The organism is Pseudomonas sp. E1MeOHC2, assembly GCF_058745025.1.
This window is the reverse complement of sequence record NZ_CP196675.1, coordinates 3221267-3241771: the sequence shown is the minus strand read 5'-3', so window position 1 is coordinate 3241771 and position 20505 is coordinate 3221267. Positions and strand designations below refer to the sequence as shown.

The window sequence follows — 20505 nt, the reverse complement described above, 5'->3', positions numbered from 1 at the left end:
GTATTCTTAGAAGTTCACGCCGAAGCTGAGGGCGACGAAGTCGCGGTCATCCACGGTGCTGTACTTGCCGTCGAAGAAGTTGGTGTACGACAGGCTCGCCGTGTAGGTGTTCTGGTACTCGGCGTCCAGGCCCAGGCTGACGGCCTTGCGGCCTTCCTCGAAGTTGGCGCCAGGGCCAGGCGAGTAGCCGGAAACGTCATGCGACCAGGCCACGCTGGGCTTGAGGTTGACCCCGGCGAAGACGTCGTTGTAGTCCCAGATGACCCGGGCGCGGTAACCCCAGGACGTGCTGGTGGTGTAGCCGTCGTTCTCGCATTTGCGATTCAGGTTGGTGGTGGATGCCCCGGCACCTGCGCCAGCGATGGTGCTGCCATTGAGTGCCTGGCAGGTATCCGCACCGCCGGTGGCAGGCAGCGGGCCAGGCCCGAAGACCGGGTCACGGCCGTAGCGGGTCTCGCGTGCGTTTTCCAGGCCGCCGACGTGGGTGACCCCAACCTCGCCCACCACGGTCATGCGGCTGGCGCCCATTACCTGGTCGAAGAAGTGCGTCAAGGTGGTCTGGAACTGGGTGATTTCCTTGCGACGGTAGCCGTGCAGGTCCTGGCCTGGGGTACCGGAGAGCAGCGAAGCGTTGCTCAGGGCACCACCAATCGGACGCACACCGGAGAACAGGATGTCGGTGGTATTCAATTGCACGGGCGCATTCGGGCGATAGCTGACTTCACCACTCCAGGCCGTACCCGTAGGCAGCGTGGTGGAGAAGCTCAGGCCATACAGGCGGATGTCCTCGGGGTACTCGACGAAGTACTCGGAGTTGCCGGCCACGATCAGCGGTGCCAGCGCCCGCAACTGTGCAGGCAGCGCGCTCAGGCCGGCGAACACCGACGGTGGGGCGCCGGTGGCGCTGAAGATCGGCGCGCGGCTGTGGTAGTTCATGAAGTAGGCACCGAACTCGGTGTCCAGCGGGTCGAACATGTAGCGCAGTGCCACGCCGAACTGGCCGCTGTCGCGGGCATCACGGTCGGCGCCGCGGCGCACCATCACCCCTTCCTCGTTGATGTCCACGCCCCGGGTGGCGAGGAACTGCTGGGCCGCGCCCGGCACCGTGCGGCTGCTGTTGAGCACGCGCAGGTTGTCGGTACAGCCGTCGGCGATGATGTCTGGCTGGGAGAAGAACGTGCCGCAGTTGTCGACGACGGTCTGGTCCCATTCGATCTGGTAGAAGGCCTCGGCCGACAGGTTGTCGGTCAGGCTCTGGGAGATGTAGAACATGTTGACCGGGATCAGGCCTTCCTTGACCTCGGCCCCTGGGCGGCGGAACGCGGACACGTCGATCGGGTTGATCGAGTTGATGCCACCGCCGATGAAGGTACTCTCACCCCAGCTGACAACCTGCTTGCCCAGGCGCACCGAGCCTGGCATGTCGCCAATCGAATAGTTGTGGTAGACGAACGCATCGAGCAGTTCGGCGCCGGAAGACTTGGCGCCTTCCTTGCGGTTGGAGTCGCTGATGTCCTTGAACTCACGGCCCTCGTCCTTGAGTTCGAAGTCGTACCAGTACTTGCCACGTACGAACACCCCGGTGTCGCCGTACTTGAGCTCCAGGTCGTGGATGCCCTTGAAGATCTTGGAGAAGGTCTCGCCACGCTTGAAGTTGAGGTGGCCGTCATCGGAGGTCTGCGACAACCCCTTGCCGCCATTGTTGACCCCGATCAGGTTCTTGTTCGGGCTGGCGGTCGACCAGCTGGCGCCGACGGAGAGCGACGAGTCGAACTGCCCTTCGATTTCCCCAATGTTGAAGCTGACAGCGAAAGCAGGGCTTGCGAGCGTGGAAGCAAGGCTGACGGCCAAGGGCAACTTGGCCCGGCGCCAGAACAGGTTTGCAGATTTCATCGACGCTACTCCATGTACTTTTTTGTTATGGCAGTGAGTCCTTTCAGAAACGGTCCGTGGGACCGGTATGCAGGCTTGCGCCTGCGGCAACACGGCTTGCGCGTGTCGCCCTCCCCCATTCCTGAAAATCCCCTGGCCCCGACTATAGCCAGCAAGGCACAGGCGCTTGATCCCTCTAAAGTGTGATTTGCGCTCCGTGCCGCCAACTCGCTCCGCTGTTTTTCTGGTTACGCGCTGGCAAGGCTGAAGCATGGCGCATTTTAGCTGTTTGGCAAGGCAACGAGCTCTCTAGCATGCGGGTCGTGCTCTGGCGTGCACGACCCGCATGGTGCTTACAGCGTCGAAAGAAACGTGCTGTTACTGGCCTGCCACTGGACGATGTCCTGGCGGATGCGTTTCTTGTCGAGTTTACCGACACTGGTCTTGGGAACTTCAGTAACAACGGCGATCTGGCTGGGAATCGCCCATTTGTTGATGTGCCCTTGCTCGACAAAAGGCTTGAGGTGCTCCTTGAGCGACTTGGCATCGATGGCCTGCCCATCGCGCACCACCAGCAAGGCGAAGGGCCGCTCGCCCCACTGCGGGTCGGCGATGCCCACCACCGCCACTTCGCGCACCGCGGGATGACGGCTGATCAGGTCTTCGAGGTCGAGCGAGGAGACCCACTCACCGCCGGTCTTGATCACATCCTTGATGCGATCGCGGATATCGATGTAGCCCATGCCATCGAGGGTCGCGACGTCTCCGGTGTGCAGCCAGCCGCCCTGCCACAGCTCTTTGCTCTTTTCCGGCTCTTTGAAGTAGCCCATCGTCAGCCAGGGGGCACGCAGCACCAGTTCGCCCTGGGTCTCGCCATCGGCTGGGAGGAAATTACCCTCGCCGTCGACGATCGCCGCTTCGACCAGGGGTACCGGCACACCGGCCTTGATCCGGTAGGTGACACGCTCATCCTCACTGCCCGCCTGCAATTCATCGTTCAGGTGCGCAGCCCCGATCAGCGGGCAGGTCTCGGACATGCCATACGCCGCAGTCAACTGGATGCCGCGCGCCAGGGCCGCCTGGTAGAGCGAGCGGTTGAGCGCACTGCCGCCGATGATGATCTTCCAGCCGGCGAAGTCCTGGCCTTGAGCGGTCGGGCAATTGAGCAGCATCTGCAGAATGGTCGGCACGCAATGGGAAAAGGTGACCTTCTCTTCGCGCCACAGCTTGACCAGCATGTCCGGCTCGTAGCGCCCCGGGTACACCTGCTTCATGCCAAGCATGGTGGCGGCGTAAGGGATGCCCCAGGCATGCACGTGGAACATCGGGGTAATGGGCATGTACACATCGTTGCTGCCAAGCAGGCGCACGCTGTCGATGCTGCCGGTCACCGAGGTTTCGGCCAGGGTGTGCAACACCAGCTGCCGATGGGTGAAGTACACGCCCTTGGGGTTGCCGGTGGTACCGGTGGTGTAGAAGGTGGTGGCCACCGAATTCTCGTCAAAATCCGGGAAGTCGTAACGCGGGCTGGCGGCGGCAAGCAGTTGCTCGTACTCGCCGACCAGGTCGGGCAGGTCGGCGGTCTTGTCTGGGCCGTCGGTCAGCAGCACGGTCTTATCGACGGTCGTCAACTGCCCGGCGATGGCCTGGTAGAGGCCGACGAAGTCACTGTTGACCAGCACCACGCGGTCTTCGGCGTGGTTCATGGTGTAGAGGATCTGCTCCGGTGACAGGCGCACGTTGATGGTATGCACCACCGCACCGATCATCGGGATGGCGAACATGCATTCCAGGTAGCGATGGCTGTCCCAGTCCATCACCGCCACCGTGTCACCGGCCTTGACGCCGGCTTCGGTCAGCACATTGGCCAGGCGTGCGATACGCTCGTTGAGCTGTGGATACGTCAGGCGCAACTGGTCGCGATAGACGATCTCGCGGGTTCTCTCGTAGCGGCTGCCAGACATCAGCAGGCGCTTGATCAACAGGGGATAGGCGTAGGCACCTTCGGCGGGTTTGATGATGCGGGTCTGCAACATGGGTATCCCTTTTCTGAAAAGCGAGCCGGACAAGTCTGGATCTACTGTAGTAGCTGAATGTGACGGTCAAATCAGCCGAAGGAATGATTTGGACGAGCGAGGTATGAGTGGCAGGCGTTGACGTGCAGCAACTGCGGGCTAGACACTGCGGCTAGCCGCTTCGGACACTGCGCCGAAGCTGATGGCCCTTTTCCCGCCCCGCCACCGGAGACCCCCATGCCCAGCCCGCGTCGCGCCGTGTTCCTCGATCACCAATCCCTGGACCTGGGTGATCTCGACCTGTCCCCCTTGCAATCGCAGTTCGATGCGTTCGAGCTGTTTGCCGCCACCCGTCCGGAGCAGGTCGCCGAGCGCCTGCAGGGCGCCGTCGCGGTGGTCAGCAACAAGGTCATGCTCGATGCCGCGGCCCTTGCGGCCAACCCGCAGCTCAAGCTGATCCTGGTGGCCGCCACCGGCACCAACAATGTCGACCTCGCGGCGGCCCGCGCCCAGGGCATCACGGTGTGCAACTGCCAAGGCTATGGCACGCCGTCGGTCGCCCAGCATACCCTCGCCCTGCTGCTGGCCCTGGCCACGCGCCTGTGCGACTACAACCAGGCAGTGGCCGACGGCCGCTGGGCAGAGGCCAGCCAGTTCTGCCTGCTGGACTACCCCATCGTCGAGCTGGAGGGCAAGACCCTGGGCCTGCTCGGTCATGGCGAACTGGGCGGCGCGGTAGCACGGCTGGCAGAAGCCTTCGGCATGCGCGTCTTGAGCGGGCAGATCCCCGGTCGCCCGGAGCGCGCCGACCGCATGGCCCTGGAAGACCTGCTGCCGCAAGTGGACGCGCTGACCCTGCACTGCCCACTGAACGAGCATACCCGGCACATGATCGGGGCCCGTGAGCTGGCCCTGCTCAAACCCGGCGCCCTGGTGGTGAATACTGCACGGGGTGGCTTGATCGACGAACAGGCCCTGGCCGACGCCCTGCGCCAGGGCCGCCTGGGTGGCGCCGCTACTGACGTGCTGAGCGTCGAGCCACCGGTCAACGGCAACCCGCTGCTGGCAGGCGATATCCCGCGCCTGATCATCACCCCGCACAGTGCCTGGGGCGCAGTGGAGTCGCGCCAGCGCATCGTCGGCCAGCTCAGCGAGAATGCCCAGGCCTATTTCGCCGGTCAGCCACGCCGCGTGGTCAGCTGAGCGCAGCGTTAGCCTCTGCTACACTGCGCGACTTTTTTTACAGGAGGCGTCGTCCATGGACCCGCGCAGTGAAGTGTTGCTCCGCCAGGCGGACCTGTTCCAAGGCCCGCTGCTGCTCGCCGGCGCGCCCGCCGACGACCTGCTCGGCCACCTGCCCATGGCCCATGGCTGGACCTGGCATGCCGGTGACCAGGCCATGCTCGAAGGCCGCTTTGCTGGCCGCAGCCATTACGGTGTCGAAACCCCTGCGGTGGCCTTCGACAGCGCCGTGCTGTTCCTGCCCAAGTCCCGCGAGCTGGCCGCCTACCTGCTCAACGCCCTGGCCTCGCGCCTGGCCGGGCGCGAACTGTACCTGGTCGGCGAGAAACGCGGCGGCATCGAAGGCGCGGCGAAGCAACTGCAGGCCTTTGGCAAACCGCGCAAGCTCGACAGCGCCCGGCATTGCCAGTTGTGGCAGGTGACCGTCGACCACGCGCCTACGGCCACGCCGCTGGAAAGCCTGGCCGAGCGCTTCGAACTTGACCTCGAAGATGGCCCACTGCAGGTGGTCAGCCTGCCGGGCGTGTTCTGCCATGGCCGCCTCGATCGCGGCAGCGCACTGCTGCTCAAGCACCTCGATGGCCTGCCGAGCGGGCATGTGCTGGACTTCGGCTGCGGCGCCGGGGTGCTGGGCGCCACGGTAAAACGCCGCTATCCACAAAGCCGGCTGACCCTGCTCGACGTAGACGCGTTTGCCGTGGCCGCCAGCCGCCTGACCTTGGCCGCCAACGGCCTGGAAGGCGAAGTGATCAGCGGTGATGGCATCGATGCGGCCCCTGCCGACCTGAGCGTGATCCTGAGCAACCCGCCGTTTCATACCGGGGTGCACACCCATTATCAGGCTTCGGAGAACTTGCTGAAAAAATCCGGCTTACATCTGCGAAAAGGCGGCGAAATGCGCCTGGTGGCAAATAGCTTCCTGCGTTACCAGCCGCTGATCGAGGGGGCGCTGGGCAACTGCCAGGTACGTGCCGAGGCCGATGGTTTTCGTATCTATCAGGCAACACGCGGTTAAAAACAGCACTTGCCGAAACCGATTCGGCTAGGCAGAATCCGCACCGTCCTAGGGGAGTAGTCTCCCGCGAGCACCCAGCTCGCCCGGCACGCGTCAACATACTTGGCCCACAGGCCATGGCGCGTGCGACCCACTATGCAGAGCCTGCATAGAGAGATCCGCACAGACGGATCCGCGGTTTGACAAGACCTATGACACGCACACCTTACCCGGGGCGGGAAGGCTGTACGTGTCATAGCCGTGTCGACCCGCCCCCGTAGGAAACCTGATGCTGGAATCTCTGCTGGTCCCCACCGCCATCGTTGCCCTCGCCGAAATCGGCGACAAGACGCAACTGCTCGCGCTCATTCTCGCTGCCCGCTTTCGCAAGCCGTGGCCGATCATCGCCGGTATTATCGCCGCTACCCTGGCCAACCATGCTGCGGCTGGCGCCGTAGGTGCGTGGGTCGGCGGGTTCTTCAGCGACTCGGCTCTGCACTGGATCCTGGCCGCCAGCTTCACCGCCACGGCACTGTGGACGCTGGTGCCGGACAAGATGGATGACGATGAAAACCCTGCGCGCCGCTTCGGCCCGTTCCTCACCACGCTGATTGCGTTCTTCCTGGCTGAGATCGGCGACAAGACCCAGGTGGCAACGGTGATGCTCGCAGCACAGTACCCGCACCTGATCATGGTCATCATTGGCACCACCCTGGGCATGCTGATTGCCAACGTGCCGGTGGTACTGGCGGGTAACTTTGCGGCGGACAAGCTGCCGTTGACACTGATTCGTCGACTGGCGGCTACCGCGTTTGCCGTGCTGGCGGTGGTGGCGGTGTATTCGGCGATGAAGGCCAGTGGCTGGGTGGGCTAACGGAAAGCTGGGGGCGCGTTGCGCCCCTTTCGCGGCGCAAGGCCGCTCCCACAAGCCGGTCGCTGCACCCGTGGGAGCGGCCTTGCGCCGCGAAAGGGCCGCAAAGCGGCCCCCATGTCAGTGATTACTTCTTGGCAGCCTGATACAGCGGCATCACCTTCGGAATGGCTGCCTGCAACGAGGCAATGCGGCTCTCGGACGCCGGGTGAGTGCTCATGAACTCAGGCGGTGCGCCTTCGGAAGCCTTGCTCATCTTGTTCCACAAGGTGATTGCGGCATTCGGGTCGTAACCGGCACGTGCCGACAGCTCCAGGCCGATCAGGTCCGCCTCGTTCTCGTTGGAACGGCTGTTGGGCAGGGTCATGGCGTAGTTCACCACGGTGTCGGCCATGGCCATGCTGCCCTGGCCCAGGCCGAAGATAGCGCCGGCGCCCTGGCGGGCCATTTCCACGCCATAGGCCTTGGACATCGCTTCGCGGCTGTGCTCACGCAAGGCGTGGGCAATTTCATGGCCGACCACGGCTGCGATCTCGGCATCGGTCAGCTTGAGCTGGTCGATCAGGCCGGTATAAACGATGATCTTGCCACCGGGGCCGCAGTTGGCGTTGAGCTCATCGCTCTTGATCACGTTGACCTCCCAGTTCCACTGGGCGGCATCCGGGCGAAACTTCGGCGCCTGGGCGATCAGCCGGTCGGCGATGACCTGCACGCGCTTGGCGTCGGCGCTGGACTTGTCCAGCACGCCTTTGTTCGACGCCTCACCGAGGGTCTGCTGGTAGGACTGGGCGTACATCTGGTTGACCTCATCGGTCGAGAGCATGCTGAACATGTACTGCTTGCGCTCGACACCGACGGCACCGCCGCTGGTGGTATTCACCGCCTGGCAGCCTGCCAGCAGGATACCGGCACTCAACATACTGACAACAAATGACTTACGCATGAAAACACTCCCTTTTACATGCGGCGTATCCTAGGCCTAGTCGCCAGGACCCGCCATAGCCGCAGGGAAGAATTTTACCGACGGTGCAACCGCGCAATCAGGCCGGCGTCAGGCACTCCGGTGCATCCAGTTTCGGGTCATTGACGAAATTGGCCAATGCCCGCTCACGCAGCGCCGCCGGGGGGCTGGCCAGCAGCTCATGCAAACGTGTCATCGGCGTGTCAGGGTCCAGCCACGCCGCCTGCCCCGCCTCGTCCAGAATCAACGGCCGGCGCTGGTTCATGGCCGCCTGGGTCACCACCGCGCAGCTCAACCAGACCTGGTCCTGTACCGGGTAGGCCTCCCACACCGCCGCAAAATACAGCGAAGAACCCTCCCCCGGCGTCAGCCAGTAGGGGCGTTTGCGCACTGTGCCGCGCCATTCGTAAAAGCCGTTGGCCGGCATCAGGCAGCGGCGCTGGCGAAAGGCTTCGCGGAACATCGGTTGCTCGGCGAGGGTTTCGGCACGGGCATGGGCAGGCGTACGGGAAAGGTCGGTGAGCCAGGCCGGGGTCAACCCCCAACGGGCCTTGGCCAGTTGCTGCTGGCCGTCGATCTGACGCTGAATCAGCACCGAGGCACCGGGCGAGATATTCCATTGAGCCGGCTGGCCAACCGGAAAGCCCGGCAGACTGGCAAGGGCCTGGGGCCAGCGAAACAGGGCGTAACGTCCACACATGGGCGAATTCTGAACCTAGCAGATCAAGGTACCGGGATAACTTTCCGGTTCGTCACCAACCAGTGGCTGGGCGTCATTGTACGCATCGATCAGCTGCCGTGCGTACTCGGCCTGCTCGTCGGGCACGGCGAGCGCCAGCAAGCCCTGCATCGGCAGCTCACCCGCAGCACCGACCAGGTCACGCCCCACCAGGTGCACCGAAACCCCTTCGCTGACGAGCATGCCCATCAGCATTTCAGCCTCCAGCAGACTCTCCGGTTCGTAGATCCGCTGCATCAGGCATCGTCCTCGCGTCTGACCTCAAGCATCCATTCGTCACCGTGCACCTGCAAAATGAACACCACAGGCTGGCAACAGACCTGGCAATCCTCGGTGTAGACCTGGTCGCCACCGGAAATATCGACAGTGGTTTCCACGCGTTCGCCACAATAAGGGCAATCATAGAAGTCGGTTTCCAGCATCGCGGCCTCCGCAGTGACTTATGCGTATAATTGCCGGTCTGATTACAGGGCCTGTGCGTGTTCGAGCCGTTTTTCGAACCCCGCCCCTACCTTACTACCCTAGCCGTTTCCAACAAGAGAGCATGATGGGCGAATTCGATGCCATCCGACCGTACGACGACGCTGAGGTCCCTGCCGTGCTGGCACGCCTGCTCAGCGACCCGGCATTCCTCGATATCCTCACCCACTTCCGCTTCCCGCGTGCGGCCGGCCCCCTCGGATGGCTGCTCAAGCCGCTGATCGCCCGTCGCCTGCGCAAGGAATTCGCCGGCGTCACCTGCGTTTCGACCTTGCAGGACAAAGTCGAGTACTACGTCGATCAAACCATCGAACGCGCCACCGATGGCGTCACCTATTCTGGCGTCGAGCAACTCAAGGCCGGCACCGCGTACCTGTTCCTGGCCAACCACCGCGACATCGTCATGGACCCGGCCTTCGTCAACTACGCCGTGTACCACGCCGGCCTGCCGACGCCACGCATTGCCATCGGTGACAACCTGCTGCAAAAGCCCTTCGTCAGCGACATGATGCGCCTGAACAAGAGCTTCATCGTGCACCGCTCGCTCAGCGGTCGTCGCGAAAAGCTGGCGGCCTACCAACTGCTCTCGGCTTACATCAGCCACTCGATCCGCAACGATGGCACGTCAATCTGGATTGCCCAGGCCGAAGGCCGCGCCAAGGACGGTGACGACCGCACCGATTCAGCGATCCTCAAGATGTTCCACATGAGCCGCAAGGACGAACCGTTCGGCGCGGTCATCCAGAGCCTGAACCTGACGCCGGTTTCAATCAGCTACGAATACGACCCCTGCGACCAGGCCAAGGCCCGCGAGCTGTACATCCGCGCCACTACCGGTACCTACAAGAAGGCGCCGGGCGAGGACGACAACAGCATCGCCAAAGGCATCACGGGCTACAAGGGCCGGGTGCACATCAACTTTGCCCCGCCGGTGACCGAATACTTCGAAGACACCAAGCAGTTGGCAGCAGAAACAGACCGGCAGATCCTCGGTGGCTACCGGCTGTTCCCGGTGCACTACCTGGCCTACGCGATGTGGGACAAGAAGGATGAGGCACTGCAAGTGCCGAGCGCCGAGAAGCTGTTCCCAGGCGAAGAGCTGGCACGGGCCAAGGAAGAATGGCAGCGTCGCCTGGATGCCTGCCCTGAAGAACAACGGCCGTACCTGGTATTGCAGTATGCGACGCCGGTGCGTAACCAGTACCAGGTCAAGCAGCAGACACCGGTTGCCTGATCGATGGTGGGGCTGCCTTGCAGCCCCAGTGGTTCACACCCAGGTGCTGAACCAGGACAGCAGCAGTGCCATGGCCAGGCACGAAAAACCGAGGATGTAGAAGTAACGCGGCACCCTCAGGTCAAACGCATCCACCCGCCCTTCATCCACCGCCAGGCTCTCACGCGTGACCGCCTCGCGCCGCCGCGCGTTGTGCAGCAGCATCCCGCCTGGGCAGGTCATCAGCAATGCCAGCAGATTGATCAGCTTGGTGGGATGGGCGGCCAGAACCCCCCAGAGCACTTGCAAGGACATCACGCAACCTCGGTTTGAACGTCAGCGAAGGCCGGCATTCTACCCAAGTCCGGCCTGGGCGCCCGGCCTTGGCGACAAAGTGTCACTTAATTTCATCTGTCATCGGCTCGTCATCAGAACAGGCCACCCTGTCGGCCTTTTCCCGATCCGGAGCTTGTTCATGCTGCATGCCGAAAACCAGGACCGCCTCTATCTTGTTGCCCAGAGCGACGAACAGCAGGCGTTGATCGATGGTTTTGCCATCAATGTGCAGGACCGTCAGTGGCTGGTCTACTGCGCACTGGGCGGGCATGCCCACCAGGATTTGCCGGAGGTGGATGTGGCCACCGGCTTCAGCGTGCTGGATTTTCATATCCAGGCGGGCTGAAGCCACCAATAAAAAACCCGCTGCCTGACAGCCAGGCAGCGGGTTTTTTAGTGCAACTGAACGGTTATTGGCCCAGCACCTGCCCGATGGTCGGGTCTTTGAACAGGCGGGTCAGCGCGTCGCTCAGCACATCGCTGACCAGCTTGGTGTTGGTTTCCTGGTTCGGCGCCATGCCAAAACGCTGATCCAGCGAAGCGCCGTAACGGCCACTGTAGCGGCGGTTGGCATTGGACACGTCAGCACGGAAGGTGGCGCCGATGGTGGCCTCGGTCACGTACAGGTTGTCTTTGGGCGACTGGTACTTCAGTTCGGCCAGGGTCACGGTCAGCTGCGGCGCATTGTAGGCGCTAGGCGTCGGGGTGAAACCGAGCAGGCGCACAGCGGCTTCGGCCTGGGCCTGCAACTTGGGCAGCACATCATTGCCACTGACACTGATGGTGCTGGTCTCGGGGTACATGCCACCACGCGTGCCCAGGGACTGCGAAGCCCGACCATCAACAACCTTGACCACGACCGGCTGACCATGGCCGACAGGTGCGAGCTGGGCGGTGAGCTTGGGTTGCGGGCTGAGTTGTTGCGGGCTGTGGGCACAACCGACCAGGCTAAGGCTGGCCACGGCGATCAAACCGAACAACAGACGTTGCAACATGCGCGTTTCTCCAGAAAATGCGGCTAAGGCGCACAGTATACCCAGCCTCATACAGACCAGTCATCGCCAAGGCTGCGCTGTCACAATCGTTTCATGCCCCTGCCGTTATCCTTGGCCCAGCCCTAACACACAGGACTCGCCGCCATGGCCTCGCTCTGGACCCTGCTCTTCCAACGCCCGCGCCACCTCGCCTACGCCCACCTCGACGCCGAGGGCAGATGCCTGGCGTTCAAGCACTGCAGCCAGCCGCCAAGCGGCAGTGGCTGGGTTCAGGTCAGTGAAGTGCAGCTCGCCTGGCTGGGCCGCCAATTGCCCGCCAGCGCCCGGGTTTGCACTCGCGCAAACAACCGTTGGCAACAACGCAGCCTGCCGGCCTGACAAACGCTGCAATAAAAACCACGAATAACGACCTTTCTGCCCGCGACATCGCTATAATCTCCCCCCGATTATAAGGACGTCTCCTGATCGGGCCCCGCATTTGCCGCTTGACCCCGGCACCTTCACCGCTTCGCCCACAGAGAGCCTTCCACTCAGGTCTTGCATCGGCTGTCGTGCCTGCTTTTCCGGCCCTTCGCACTGCATGAACCTGTGGGTTGCCATCGCGCAGTCCCCTTTTGAGGTTCACGTCTCCAAAAGAGCGTGAAAAAACGGTTTTTCACAACTTCACGAGAGTGTGGCGAGCAAATGAACAGTCTGGCATGTGCAAAAGCGGCAGATGTGTCCCGAACAGCCCTGAACAGGCGGCAACTGAGCTCATCCCGAATGAGTGACTGAGGCCGTTCCATAACGCACGCTCGACACCTTGACCATAAGTCGAATTGCCGCACCTGTGGCAAACGGGGTTCAATACCTGAACCCGAAGACTGATTGGCGGTGTCCGCGGAAGTTGCAAGAACTGCGAAAAGTCGGACATGGCGATCCTGGCAAACCCAGGGATCCTATGCTGTCAATTAGGTAGCTGTAGATTGTGGAGACGCGTTAAATGGCGCAGAACGAATCGGTTGATGTAGTACTGGTAGGCGCGGGCATCATGAGTGCCACCCTGGCCGTACTGCTGAAGGAGCTCGACCCGACCCTGAAGCTTGAGGTCGTCGAGGCGATGGACTCCGGGGCCGCGGAAAGCTCCAACCCCTGGAACAACGCAGGTACCGGCCACGCAGGCCTGTGCGAGCTTAACTACACGCCCCAGGCCGCCGATGGCAGCATCGACATCAAAAAGGCCGTGCACATCAACACCCAGTTCGAGGTCTCGCGCCAGTTCTGGGCCTACCTGAGCAAGAAGAGCAACTTCGGCTCGGCGCGTGCTTTCATCAACCCTGTCCCGCACCTGAGCTACGTCGAAGGTGACAAGGGTGTTTCCTTCCTCAAGAAGCGCTTCGAGCTGCTCAAGCAGCATCACGCCTTCGCCGAGATGGAATACACCGAAGACAAGGCCGTGATGAAGGACTGGATGCCGCTGATGATGCCGGGCCGCCCGGCCGACCAGCAGATCGCCGCCACGCGCGTGGCGAAAGGCACCGACGTCAACTTCGGCGCGCTGACCAACAAGCTGCTCAAGCTGCTGGGCGACTCACCGGACACGCAGGTCAAGTACAGCAAGAAAGTCGTCGGCCTGCGCCGCAACGGCAACGGCTGGACCGTGAGCATCAAGGACGTCAACAGCGGCGGCAGCCGTGAAGTCGACGCTCGCTTCGTGTTCCTGGGCGCTGGCGGCGCGGCCCTGCCACTGCTGCAGGTTTCCGGCATCCCCGAGAGCAAAGGCTTCGGCGGCTTCCCAGTCAGCGGCCAATGGCTGCGCTGCGACAACCCAGAAATCGTCAAGCTGCACCAGGCCAAGGTCTACAGCCAGGCCGCAGTCGGCGCGCCACCGATGTCGGTGCCGCACCTGGACACCCGCGTGGTGGACGGCAAGACTTCGCTGCTGTTCGGCCCATACGCAGGCTTTACCACCAAGTTCCTCAAGCACGGTTCGTTGATGGACCTGCCGCTGTCGGTACGCATGGGCAACATCGGCCCGATGCTGGCCGTGGCCCGCGACAACATGGACCTGACCAAGTACCTGGTCAGCGAAGTGATGCAGTCGATGGAGCAACGTCTGGAGGCCCTGCGCCGCTTCTATCCGCAGGCAAAAGCCGAAGACTGGCGCCTGGAAGTGGCCGGCCAACGCGTGCAGATCATCAAGAAAGACCCGAAAAAAGGCGGCATCCTGCAGTTCGGTACCGAGCTGGTTTCGGCTCAGGACGGCAGCCTGGCGGCGCTGCTCGGCGCATCGCCAGGCGCTTCGGTGACCGTTTCGATCATGCTTGAACTGATCGAGCGCTGCTTCCCCGAGCAGGCCAAAGGTGCCTGGGCTGCCAAGCTCAAGGAAATCTTCCCGGCTCGCGAGAAGGTCCTGGCAACCGATGCCGCGCTGTACAACAAGATCAGTGCCGACAACGATGCCGCGTTGGAGTTGGTGGAAGACAGCCCGGCCAAGCATTACGCCTGAACCGGCTGAAACGAAAAAACGCCCCTCGGGGCGTTTTTTTGTGCCTGCATTTTGGCCTGTACCGGCCTCTTCGCGAACTGCATCACTTTCAAGGGCGGTGGAGCACCTGTGGGAGCGGGCTTGCCCGCGAAGAGGCCGGTACAGGCTTAACAATCAACTGCGGGCTTTATCGATGATCTCGATGTACTCGGGGGCATTGCGCTGGTCAGCGATCTGCTCGACGAAGGTCTTGCCGTGCTCGTCCTTGCCATCCAGGTCCAGCCCTGCCTCGACGAAGAAGCCGACGAAACGCTCGAAGTCGTCGACACGCAGGCCACGGTAAGCCTTGACCAGCTTGTGCAGCGACGGCGAAGTGACGCCATCGGCCGGCTCGAACTGAAGGTACGACTTGATGTAGTCGTCGCTGATTTCGTCACCGATTACCTGTTTCTTGTCTTTACGCATTGCCGACTCCAACTGGACCATCACGGGATTTCGAAGGCCGGCAGTTTACCCCCCGCAGGGCGCACGCCTCAACGCGTACGTACGGTCCCGGTGTGCAGGTCGGCCCAGACATGGCCGTTGCCATAGGTCAGAAACTGCACATACAGCGTTTCGTTGCGCAGCAGGTCCATGATCACGCGGTAATCGCTGACCGGGTAGTTGAGGCTCAAGGTGCGGGTTTTCTCGTCATAGACCGGTTTCTTCAAACTCTTGCCGGGCTCGCCATCAAAGGTCAGCAGCACCTGAGCGAGGGTGGCCCCCTTGCTCAGCGGCTTGCCTTTGAGGCGCATCTGCAATGAAGCGGTGATCGGGATCGGTTGCTGGTCGGACTGGCGCTGGGCACCGACCACCACCGAATAATCGGTCACTTGCAGCAGTTGCTGACCGGTCGGCGCTTCCTGGCGTAGCGACAGGTCATCAGGCGGCAGAAACTGGCTGTGCAGCGGTGCTGCACAGATCGGCAGGCTGACCGCCAGCAGGAGGGGAAGAATCGCACGCATGTGGGGCTCCTTGGCTTGAACAGGCACTCTAGCATGCTGTGTTCAGCCTGTACCGGCAGCCCGCGGTCAATCGAACTGCGCGCGCATCCAGGCCTGGTATTCGTCCACGCCCGCCTCGCCTTCGCGCGGCGCCCAGTGGGCATGTTCGCCCTCACCCACCGGCCGGTACGGCCCGGCCTTGCACTCGAACAACATGCTGTCGGGCTCAAGTACCACCAACCCGTGGTAGGTACCCGGCGCCAGGTCCACACCCAGGCAGTCGCCGCCCGCCTGCAGCACCCGCTTGTCAGTCACCGCGCCCTGCTCATCGAAGATCAGCAAGCCAAGGCGCCCCCTGAGCACGATCAGTGCTTCGGCCTTGTCGTCACTCAGATGCCGATGGGGCGGAATATAGGTCGTCGGTTGCAACCCGACCGCCATGCGGTGGCAGGGCTCTTCCATCTCATGGAAGTTGTGGTGCTGCCGCCCACGAGGGTTGGCGGCAGCCTTCTGCGCCAGCCCAGCGAACAGCGATTGGTCGATGAACGCAGGCTGGCGCATGGTCACATCCCCTTGACGGCGAAGATGCCGTTGGCGTTGCGCCAGTAACCTTTGTAATCCATGCCATAGCCGAAGATGTAGCGATCGACGCACGGCAGGCCGACGTAGTTGGCTTTAAGGTCCGGGCTGGCCTTGCGGTCGTGGTCCTTGTCGATCAGCACGGCGGTGTGCACCGAGCGCGCACCGGCGTGCTTGCAGAACTCGATGATGGCGCTGAGGGTGTGGCCTTCGTCGAGAATGTCGTCGACGATCAGCACGTCACGGTCGATGAACGACACTTCCGGCTTGGCTTTCCAGAACAGCTCGCCGCCGCTGGTCTGGTTGCGGTAGCGAGTGGCGTGCAGGTACGACGCTTCCAGCGGGAACTGCAGGTGGGTCAGCAGCTTGCCGGCGAAGATAAGGCCACCGTTCATCACACAGAAGACCACCGGGTTCTTGTCGTGCAGGTCGTTGCAGATCTGCTCGCCGACCTTGGCGATGGCCGCTTCGACTTCGGCTTCGTTGTACAGACAGTCAGCTTCGCGCATGACTTGACGGATGTGCTCGAGATCGGCGGGCATTGCGCTCTCCAGGGGGGTATTTTGGAAAAGCGGGCAAAGGTACGCATCCGCTCGTCACAGATCAAGCGTTTATGGACTAACGTGCAAAAGGACTACACGACAGCACAGGTTGAATAGATTAACCTAGCGCGGTTTTTTTGCCCGCCTTTCGGAGCCCCCTATGCCCATTCGTGAGATCCGCCATCCGCTGATCCGCCACAAGCTCGGCCTCATGCGCCGTGCCGACATCAGCACCAAGAATTTTCGCGAACTCGCCCAGGAAGTCGGCGCGCTTCTGACCTATGAAGCCACCCAGGACCTGCCGCTGGAAACCTACGAGATCGACGGCTGGTGTGGCAAGGTGCAGGTCGAAAAAATCGCCGGTAAGAAGATCACCGTCGTCCCGATCCTGCGCGCCGGCATCGGCATGCTCGACGGCGTACTTAGCCTGATCCCAGGTGCCAAGGTCAGTGCCGTTGGCGTCGCGCGCAACGAGGAAACCCTCGAAGCCCACACCTACCTGGAAAAGCTCGCGCCGGACATCAACCAGCGCCTGGCCCTGATCATCGACCCGATGCTGGCCACCGGCGCCTCGATGGTCGCCACCATCGACCTGCTGAAAAAGGCCGGCTGCAAAGAGATTCGCGCCATGGTCCTGGTTGCAGCACCGGAAGGTATCGACACGGTGGCAAAAGCCCACCCGGACGTACAGATCTACACCGCGTCGATCGACCAGCGCCTGAACGAGCACGGCTACATCGTGCCGGGCCTGGGTGATGCCGGCGACAAGATCTTCGGCACCAAGCAAAAGGACGCCTGACCATGCAGGACGGCTTCAACGACCCGCTCTGGCGCCAGGTCGTTTCGGGCGCGCAGATGCTGTTCGTGGCATTCGGCGCGCTGGTGCTGATGCCACTGATCACCGGCCTCGATCCGAACGTCGCGCTGTTCACCGCCGGCATCGGCACGCTGCTGTTCCAGCTGGTCACCGGCCGTCAGGTACCGGTGTTTCTGGCGTCGAGCTTTGCCTTCATCACCCCGATCATCCTTGCCAAGGGCCAGTTCGGCCTGGCTGAGACCATGGGCGGCGTCATGGCCGCAGGCTTCGTCTACACCTTCATGGGGCTGATGGTAAAAATCAAAGGCACCGGCTTCATCGACCGCATGCTGCCGCCCGTGGTCATTGGCCCGGTGATCATCTCCATTGGCCTGGCCATGGCGCCGATCGCCGCCAACATGGCCATGGGCAAGGGAGGTGACGGTGCTGCACTGATGCCTTACAAGACCGCCATGCTGATCTCGATGCCGGCACTGCTGACGACCTTGATCGTCGCGGTCTTCGGCAAGGGCATCTTCCGCCTGGTACCGATCATCTCAGGGGTGCTGGTGGGCTTTGCCCTGGCGTTCGCCTTCGGTGTGGTCGATACCGCCAAGATTGCTGCCGCGCCGTGGCTGGAGATCCCCAATTTCACCGCGCCGGCGTTCAACTGGCAGGCCATCCTGTTCATCGTGCCGGTAGCACTGGCACCTGCGATCGAGCACATCGGCGGCGTGATTGCAGTGGGCAGCGTCACCGGGCGCGACTACCTGAAAAAGCCCGGCCTGCACCGCACCCTGCTGGGTGACGGCCTGGCAACCACGGCTGCCGGCCTGTTCGGCGGCCCGCCCAACACCACCTACGCCGAAGTAACCGGCGCGGTGATGCTGACCAAGAACTACAACCCGAAGATCATGACCTGGGCGGCGGTGTTTGCCATCACCCTGGCCTTCATCGGCAAGTTCGGCGCGCTGCTGCAGAGCATTCCGGTACCGGTCATGGGCGGCATTCTGTGCCTGTTGTTCGGTTCGATCGCGGCGGTGGGCATGAACACCATGATCCGCCACAAGATCGACTTGGCCGAAGCGCGCAACCTGGTGATCGTTTCGGTGACCCTGGTATTCGGTATTGGCGGCGTGTTGATCGGCAGCGGTGACGGCCCGGACGACTGGGGCCTGAAGGGCATCGCCCTGTGCGCCGTGGTGGCCATTGCCCTGAACCTGATCCTGCCGGGCAATGACGGCTGGAAGAACAAGAAGCTGGATGACCAGTTGCCTTGAGCCAGCGGTAGCCTGAACCGGCCTCTTCGCGGGGCAAGCCCGCTCCCACAGGCAACACCGCCAAGCGGTGAACTGTGGGAGCGGGCTTGCCCCGCGAAGAAGCCGAGGCAGGATTCAAGCCTTCTCGCACATCCCCGCCAGCACCCTCACCCACTCCGGGTGATCATTCAGGCAAGGCACCAGCACCAGCTCTTGCCCACCTGCCTCGACAAACTGCTCGCTGCCGCGCATGCCAATCTCTTCTAGCGTCTCGATGCAATCGGCAACAAACGCTGGGCACATCACCAGCAGCTTCTTCACCCCCGCCCTGCCCAGCTCATCCAGCCGCGCCTCGGTGTAGGGTTCGATCCACTTGGCGCGCCCCAACCGCGACTGGAACGACACCGACCACTTGCCATCTGGGATGCCCATTTTCTGTGCAAAGGCCTTGGCCGTGGCCAGGCACTGCCCGCGATAACACACGGCACGCATGTCGGCACTGGCGTCCTTGCAGCAATCGGCCGCCTGGAAATCGTGCTTGCCAGTGGGGTCGAGCTTTTTCAGGTGCCGCTCGGGCAACCCATGGAAGCTCAGCAGCAGGTGGTCATAGTCCTGCTGCAGGTAAGGCCTGGCGCTCGCGGCCAACGCCTCGATGTATTCCGGGTGCTCGTAGAATGGCTGCAGTACGCGCATCTGCAGCGGCAACTGGCGCTCGCTGACGGTCTGCTGCGCCAGCTTCACCACGGTGGTCACCGTGCTGTCGGCAAACTGTGGATAAAGCGGTGCCAGGGTGACCTTGCGCACGCCCTGTGCGGCCAGGCGCTCCAGCACCTCGGGCAACGCCGGCTGGCCATAGCGCATGGCAATCTCCACCGGGCCATGGGGCCAGTGCTTGACCATCGCAGCCTGCAGCCGACGGGTCAGCACCACCAGCGGCGAGCCTTCGTCCCACCAGATAGACGCGTAGGCGTGGGCCGACTGTTCCGGGCGCTTGACCAGGATCAGCGACACCAGCAAGCGCCGCACCGGCCAGGGCAGGTCGATCACGTACGGGTCCATGAGGAACTGGTTGAGGTAACGGCGCACATCGGCCACCGAAGTGGAGGCCGGGGAACCCAGGTTGACCAGCAGCAGGGCATGATCGGTCATGCAGCGTCCTATGTCAGAGGCGGCTGGACACGTCGTCCAGGGCCGATTGCAGATCGTTGAAACGGAAGGTGAAACCTGCCGCCAGCAAGCGCACCGGGCGCGCCCGCTGGCCACCCAGCAGCAAAGTCGACAGCTCGCCAAGGCCCGCCTTGAGCAGCAGCGCAGGCACGGGCAGCACTGCCGGCCGGTGCAGGGCCCGGCCCAGTCGCTTGGCGAACTCGCGGTTGCGCACAGGCTCTGGGGCGCAGGCATTATAAGGACCGCTGGCGTCCTTGTGCTGCAAGAGAAAATCAATCAGGGCGACCTGGTCGTCTATATGGATCCAGGGCATCCACTGCCGACCATCACCCAACGGCCCGCCCAGCCCCAGCTTGAAGGGCAACCGCAGGCGCGACAAAAAGCCGCCATCGCTGGCCAGTACCAAGCCGGTCCGCACCAGTACCACACGGATGCCTTGCGCCTGCGAACGCTGGGCGGTTTCCTCCCAGGCGATGCACAACTGGCTGGCAAAATCTTCGCGTACCGGTTGAGACGCCTCGGTCAGTTCGCGCTCGCCGCCGTCCCCATACCAGCCCACCGCAGAACCGGAGATGAGCACCTCCGGGCGCTGCTCCCGGCTGCCCAGCCACGCCAGCAACTGCTCGGTGAGCGTGACCCGGCTGGCCCACAGCAGGTTGCGCCGGGCCGCCGTCCAGGGCCGATCGGCAATCGGCGCGCCGGCCAGGTTGATGACCGCGTCGAGATGATCGTCCGCGTCCAACTCGTCCAGCCGGGCAATGCCACGCACCCCGCTACCGCAACGTTTTGGCACCTGCTCAGGCCGGCGGCTCCATACCGTGAGGCGATGGCCCTGGCCGAGCCAGCGCTGGCACAGGTGCTGGCCTATCAAACCGGTGCCGCCTGTCAGCAATATATGCATGGCTGTGTCCTCGCAGAATGCGGCTGTGGTCTATTTTTAAAACAAGGCACTTTTTTGACCCGACGCTCTCGGATAAACATAGGCCAACCTGCT

Annotated in this window: 23 protein-coding genes and 1 riboswitch; of the genes, 9 read left to right on the top strand and 14 right to left on the bottom strand. The window is 62.8% G+C overall.

From position 1 onward, the window contains the following. Nucleotides 1-6: 6 nt before the first annotated feature. Both ACSSU5_RS14605 and ACSSU5_RS14600 read right to left on the bottom strand, forming a co-directional pair. Nucleotides 7-1893 (bottom strand): DUF1302 domain-containing protein, encoded by a 1887-nt coding sequence (locus ACSSU5_RS14605; protein ID WP_264310290.1) that lies wholly within the window; start codon nucleotides 1891-1893, stop codon nucleotides 7-9. A 332-nt stretch (nucleotides 1894-2225) separates the two neighbouring features. Then, entirely contained in the window at nucleotides 2226-3908 is a 1683-nt protein-coding gene (locus ACSSU5_RS14600; protein WP_264310291.1) for a fatty acid--CoA ligase, read from the bottom strand. A gap of 216 nt (nucleotides 3909-4124) precedes the next feature. Between ACSSU5_RS14600 and ACSSU5_RS14595 the strand changes: the two genes are divergently transcribed. The 3 genes from ACSSU5_RS14595 (at nucleotide 4125) to ACSSU5_RS14585 (ending at nucleotide 6997) form a co-directional block, all read left to right on the top strand. After that, a complete protein-coding gene (locus ACSSU5_RS14595; protein ID WP_264310292.1) occupies nucleotides 4125-5090 on the top strand; it encodes a 2-hydroxyacid dehydrogenase in 966 nt (321 codons plus the stop codon). Nucleotides 5091-5145: 55 nt separating this feature from the next. Further along, nucleotides 5146-6144: a methyltransferase gene (locus tag ACSSU5_RS14590; protein WP_492559160.1), complete on the top strand. Its 999-nt coding sequence runs from the start codon at nucleotides 5146-5148 to the stop codon at nucleotides 6142-6144. 39 nt (nucleotides 6145-6183) lie between these two features. Continuing rightward, nucleotides 6184-6303: riboswitch (yybP-ykoY riboswitch) on the top strand. 112 nt (nucleotides 6304-6415) lie between these two features. Then, nucleotides 6416-6997, top strand: a complete 582-nt coding sequence (locus tag ACSSU5_RS14585; protein ID WP_264313979.1) for a TMEM165/GDT1 family protein — start codon at nucleotides 6416-6418, stop codon at nucleotides 6995-6997. A gap of 124 nt (nucleotides 6998-7121) precedes the next feature. On the opposite strand, the gene ACSSU5_RS14580 is transcribed toward ACSSU5_RS14585, so the two are convergent. The 4 genes from ACSSU5_RS14580 to ACSSU5_RS14565 form a co-directional block, all read right to left on the bottom strand. After that, a complete protein-coding gene (locus tag ACSSU5_RS14580) occupies nucleotides 7122-7937 on the bottom strand; it encodes a M48 family metallopeptidase (RefSeq protein ID WP_264310294.1) in 816 nt (271 codons plus the stop codon). A 97-nt stretch (nucleotides 7938-8034) separates the two neighbouring features. Next, nucleotides 8035-8655, bottom strand: coding sequence for an SOS response-associated peptidase (locus tag ACSSU5_RS14575; protein WP_264310295.1), 621 nt, complete (start codon nucleotides 8653-8655; stop codon nucleotides 8035-8037). A 15-nt stretch (nucleotides 8656-8670) separates the two neighbouring features. Next, the gene (locus tag ACSSU5_RS14570) at nucleotides 8671-8931 is read right to left on the bottom strand and encodes a DUF2007 domain-containing protein (RefSeq protein ID WP_264310296.1); all 261 of its coding nucleotides are present in this window, start codon (nucleotides 8929-8931) and stop codon (nucleotides 8671-8673) included. Beyond that, complete coding sequence (locus ACSSU5_RS14565) at nucleotides 8931-9116, bottom strand: CPXCG motif-containing cysteine-rich protein (protein ID WP_264310297.1); 186 nt, start codon at nucleotides 9114-9116, stop codon at nucleotides 8931-8933. Before ACSSU5_RS14565 ends, ACSSU5_RS14570 begins: the two co-directional genes overlap by 1 nt. Nucleotides 9117-9238: 122 nt before the next feature. Here ACSSU5_RS14565 and ACSSU5_RS14560 point away from each other — a divergent pair, with 122 nt between their 5' ends. Continuing rightward, nucleotides 9239-10408, top strand: coding sequence for a 1-acyl-sn-glycerol-3-phosphate acyltransferase (locus ACSSU5_RS14560; RefSeq protein ID WP_492559159.1), 1170 nt, complete (start codon nucleotides 9239-9241; stop codon nucleotides 10406-10408). Between the two features lie 33 nt (nucleotides 10409-10441). Here the strand turns inward: ACSSU5_RS14560 and ACSSU5_RS14555 are convergent, their stop codons facing one another. Continuing rightward, entirely contained in the window at nucleotides 10442-10702 is a 261-nt protein-coding gene (locus ACSSU5_RS14555; protein WP_264310299.1) for a hypothetical protein, read from the bottom strand. Between the two features lie 160 nt (nucleotides 10703-10862). On the opposite strand from ACSSU5_RS14555, the gene ACSSU5_RS14550 reads away from it, so the two are divergent. Continuing rightward, nucleotides 10863-11069: a hypothetical protein gene (locus ACSSU5_RS14550; protein WP_492559158.1), complete on the top strand. Its 207-nt coding sequence runs from the start codon at nucleotides 10863-10865 to the stop codon at nucleotides 11067-11069. Between the two features lie 64 nt (nucleotides 11070-11133). Here ACSSU5_RS14550 and ACSSU5_RS14545 read toward each other — a convergent pair whose 3' ends face one another. Next, nucleotides 11134-11718, bottom strand: a complete 585-nt coding sequence (locus ACSSU5_RS14545; protein WP_264310301.1) for a YajG family lipoprotein — start codon at nucleotides 11716-11718, stop codon at nucleotides 11134-11136. 144 nt (nucleotides 11719-11862) lie between these two features. Between ACSSU5_RS14545 and ACSSU5_RS14540 the strand changes: the two genes are divergently transcribed. Beyond that, a complete protein-coding gene (locus tag ACSSU5_RS14540) occupies nucleotides 11863-12096 on the top strand; it encodes a hypothetical protein (RefSeq protein WP_264310302.1) in 234 nt (77 codons plus the stop codon). A 604-nt stretch (nucleotides 12097-12700) separates the two neighbouring features. Next, nucleotides 12701-14206 carry a malate dehydrogenase (quinone) gene (gene mqo, locus ACSSU5_RS14535; RefSeq protein WP_492559157.1) on the top strand — a complete coding sequence of 502 codons (1506 nt, stop codon included), beginning with the start codon at nucleotides 12701-12703 and terminating at the stop codon, nucleotides 14204-14206. 153 nt (nucleotides 14207-14359) lie between these two features. Here the strand turns inward: mqo and ACSSU5_RS14530 are convergent, their stop codons facing one another. From ACSSU5_RS14530 to ACSSU5_RS14515, 4 genes are all read right to left on the bottom strand, one after another. Then, nucleotides 14360-14650, bottom strand: coding sequence for a PA4642 family protein (locus ACSSU5_RS14530; RefSeq protein ID WP_492559156.1), 291 nt, complete (start codon nucleotides 14648-14650; stop codon nucleotides 14360-14362). A 68-nt stretch (nucleotides 14651-14718) separates the two neighbouring features. Then, nucleotides 14719-15189, bottom strand: a complete 471-nt coding sequence (locus ACSSU5_RS14525; protein ID WP_264310304.1) for a hypothetical protein — start codon at nucleotides 15187-15189, stop codon at nucleotides 14719-14721. A 66-nt stretch (nucleotides 15190-15255) separates the two neighbouring features. Further along, entirely contained in the window at nucleotides 15256-15729 is a 474-nt protein-coding gene (locus tag ACSSU5_RS14520) for a WbuC family cupin fold metalloprotein (RefSeq protein WP_264310305.1), read from the bottom strand. Nucleotides 15730-15731: 2 nt separating this feature from the next. Continuing rightward, nucleotides 15732-16289 (bottom strand): hypoxanthine-guanine phosphoribosyltransferase, encoded by a 558-nt coding sequence (locus ACSSU5_RS14515; protein ID WP_264310306.1) that lies wholly within the window; start codon nucleotides 16287-16289, stop codon nucleotides 15732-15734. Between the two features lie 160 nt (nucleotides 16290-16449). Between ACSSU5_RS14515 and upp the strand changes: the two genes are divergently transcribed. Together upp and ACSSU5_RS14505 are read left to right on the top strand one after the other, a co-directional pair. Then, entirely contained in the window at nucleotides 16450-17088 is a 639-nt protein-coding gene (upp, locus tag ACSSU5_RS14510) for a uracil phosphoribosyltransferase (RefSeq protein ID WP_264310307.1), read from the top strand. 2 nt (nucleotides 17089-17090) lie between these two features. Further along, nucleotides 17091-18365, top strand: coding sequence for a uracil-xanthine permease family protein (locus ACSSU5_RS14505; RefSeq protein WP_027594462.1), 1275 nt, complete (start codon nucleotides 17091-17093; stop codon nucleotides 18363-18365). A 114-nt stretch (nucleotides 18366-18479) separates the two neighbouring features. Here the strand turns inward: ACSSU5_RS14505 and hemH are convergent, their stop codons facing one another. After that, nucleotides 18480-19493: a ferrochelatase gene (gene hemH / locus ACSSU5_RS14500; RefSeq protein ID WP_492559155.1), complete on the bottom strand. Its 1014-nt coding sequence runs from the start codon at nucleotides 19491-19493 to the stop codon at nucleotides 18480-18482. 13 nt (nucleotides 19494-19506) lie between these two features. After that, nucleotides 19507-20412 carry a TIGR01777 family oxidoreductase gene (locus ACSSU5_RS14495; RefSeq protein ID WP_264310309.1) on the bottom strand — a complete coding sequence of 302 codons (906 nt, stop codon included), beginning with the start codon at nucleotides 20410-20412 and terminating at the stop codon, nucleotides 19507-19509. Nucleotides 20413-20505 lie beyond the last annotated feature (93 nt).

Excerpts from the sequence above, each read along its gene's own strand:
- ACSSU5_RS14550 (WP_492559158.1), top strand. The coding sequence starts at position 10,863 with ATGCTGCATGCCGAAAACCAGGACCGCCTCTATCTTGTTGCCCAGAGC.
- ACSSU5_RS14560 (WP_492559159.1), top strand. The coding sequence starts at position 9,239 with ATGATGGGCGAATTCGATGCCATCCGACCGTACGACGACGCTGAGGTC.
- ACSSU5_RS14520 (WP_264310305.1), bottom strand. The coding sequence starts at position 15,729 with ATGCGCCAGCCTGCGTTCATCGACCAATCGCTGTTCGCTGGGCTGGCG.
- ACSSU5_RS14515 (WP_264310306.1), bottom strand. The coding sequence starts at position 16,289 with ATGCCCGCCGATCTCGAGCACATCCGTCAAGTCATGCGCGAAGCTGAC.
- mqo (WP_492559157.1), top strand. The coding sequence starts at position 12,701 with ATGGCGCAGAACGAATCGGTTGATGTAGTACTGGTAGGCGCGGGCATC.
- ACSSU5_RS14575 (WP_264310295.1), bottom strand. The coding sequence starts at position 8,655 with ATGTGTGGACGTTACGCCCTGTTTCGCTGGCCCCAGGCCCTTGCCAGT.
- ACSSU5_RS14530 (WP_492559156.1), bottom strand. The coding sequence starts at position 14,650 with ATGCGTAAAGACAAGAAACAGGTAATCGGTGACGAAATCAGCGACGAC.
- upp (WP_264310307.1), top strand. The coding sequence starts at position 16,450 with ATGCCCATTCGTGAGATCCGCCATCCGCTGATCCGCCACAAGCTCGGC.
- ACSSU5_RS14595 (WP_264310292.1), top strand. The coding sequence starts at position 4,125 with ATGCCCAGCCCGCGTCGCGCCGTGTTCCTCGATCACCAATCCCTGGAC.
- ACSSU5_RS14505 (WP_027594462.1), top strand. The coding sequence starts at position 17,091 with ATGCAGGACGGCTTCAACGACCCGCTCTGGCGCCAGGTCGTTTCGGGC.
- ACSSU5_RS14540 (WP_264310302.1), top strand. The coding sequence starts at position 11,863 with ATGGCCTCGCTCTGGACCCTGCTCTTCCAACGCCCGCGCCACCTCGCC.
- ACSSU5_RS14495 (WP_264310309.1), bottom strand. The coding sequence starts at position 20,412 with ATGCATATATTGCTGACAGGCGGCACCGGTTTGATAGGCCAGCACCTG.
- hemH (WP_492559155.1), bottom strand. The coding sequence starts at position 19,493 with ATGACCGATCATGCCCTGCTGCTGGTCAACCTGGGTTCCCCGGCCTCC.
- ACSSU5_RS14580 (WP_264310294.1), bottom strand. The coding sequence starts at position 7,937 with ATGCGTAAGTCATTTGTTGTCAGTATGTTGAGTGCCGGTATCCTGCTG.
- ACSSU5_RS14605 (WP_264310290.1), bottom strand. The coding sequence starts at position 1,893 with ATGAAATCTGCAAACCTGTTCTGGCGCCGGGCCAAGTTGCCCTTGGCC.
- ACSSU5_RS14570 (WP_264310296.1), bottom strand. The coding sequence starts at position 8,931 with ATGCAGCGGATCTACGAACCGGAGAGTCTGCTGGAGGCTGAAATGCTG.
- ACSSU5_RS14525 (WP_264310304.1), bottom strand. The coding sequence starts at position 15,189 with ATGCGTGCGATTCTTCCCCTCCTGCTGGCGGTCAGCCTGCCGATCTGT.
- ACSSU5_RS14545 (WP_264310301.1), bottom strand. The coding sequence starts at position 11,718 with ATGTTGCAACGTCTGTTGTTCGGTTTGATCGCCGTGGCCAGCCTTAGC.
- ACSSU5_RS14565 (WP_264310297.1), bottom strand. The coding sequence starts at position 9,116 with ATGCTGGAAACCGACTTCTATGATTGCCCTTATTGTGGCGAACGCGTG.
- ACSSU5_RS14555 (WP_264310299.1), bottom strand. The coding sequence starts at position 10,702 with ATGTCCTTGCAAGTGCTCTGGGGGGTTCTGGCCGCCCATCCCACCAAG.
- ACSSU5_RS14590 (WP_492559160.1), top strand. The coding sequence starts at position 5,146 with ATGGACCCGCGCAGTGAAGTGTTGCTCCGCCAGGCGGACCTGTTCCAA.
- ACSSU5_RS14600 (WP_264310291.1), bottom strand. The coding sequence starts at position 3,908 with ATGTTGCAGACCCGCATCATCAAACCCGCCGAAGGTGCCTACGCCTAT.